The organism is Polynucleobacter sp. AP-Latsch-80-C2, assembly GCF_018882185.1.
In the GTDB taxonomy this organism is placed as follows: Bacteria; Pseudomonadota; Gammaproteobacteria; order Burkholderiales; family Burkholderiaceae; genus Polynucleobacter.
In genome coordinates this window covers 1-214 of record NZ_JACVOY010000057.1, presented here as the reverse complement: position 1 = coordinate 214, position 214 = coordinate 1, and the positions used below count along the sequence as shown (strand labels likewise).

General features: G+C 49.1%; 1 protein-coding gene. It reads left to right on the top strand.

The features are described from left to right. Positions 1-214 (top strand): autotransporter-associated beta strand repeat-containing protein (locus ICN47_RS12860; RefSeq protein WP_216220305.1); only part of this gene is annotated, 214 nt, incomplete at both ends.

Sequence of the window (214 nt, the reverse complement as noted above, 5' to 3'; positions counted from 1 at the left end):
ACCTTAACTGCCCATGCGATTACCTTAGCTAGCAGTAGCGCCATCTCGATTACCAATAGTGGTGCTGGTTCGATTGACGGCATCATTGCAGGTATCGGTGTTACTCTGACAAAAGCAGGAGTAGGTATCCTCACTCTGTCAGGTGCTAACACCTATGGTGGCGCTACTACTGTCAATGCCGGTACCTTACAAGTGAGTGGTAGTGGAACTGTAG